This window comes from Bradyrhizobium sp. Mp27 (assembly GCF_029953005.1).
Classification (GTDB): domain Bacteria; phylum Pseudomonadota; class Alphaproteobacteria; order Rhizobiales; family Xanthobacteraceae; genus Bradyrhizobium; species Bradyrhizobium barranii.
On record NZ_JASAUS010000694.1, the window covers coordinates 1 to 350 of the forward strand.

Annotated in this window: 1 protein-coding gene; it reads right to left on the reverse strand. The window is 58.9% G+C overall.

What is annotated here, in order from left to right; translation table 11 throughout:
* Nucleotides 1-170 precede the first annotated feature (170 nt).
* A partial coding sequence (locus QJT78_RS52365) for a hypothetical protein (RefSeq protein ID WP_281460969.1) occupies nt 171-350 on the reverse strand: 180 nt, incomplete at its 5' end.

The following is a 350-nucleotide window of genomic DNA, read 5'->3' on the forward strand; positions in this document are numbered from 1 at the left end:
GGGCGCCTGAGAGGCTGGCGAGCGTGGTGTAAAGCGCTGATGCGGCGTAGGATTCGGTTGTGAAGCCAACCCCATCACCTCAACCGCGAACGCCACGCCCGCCATGACCGACGATACGATTCCGCCCTTCTCGTTTCCAGGGTACTGTCCAGAATCTTTCGCACTTTTGATCAGGCGACGGCTCCGGTTTCAGAGAGTTGTGGCTGATAGAGCGGTCGCATGTTCATGTAGCATTTGGTCGCGTCCAGGTGATTGACGAGGACCTGGGCAAATCCGGTGCTGGCGGTGTGGATCGTCATGGTTTCCAGAAGCTCATTGCCGAGATCGGCCTTGGCAACGCCGGCCTTGTG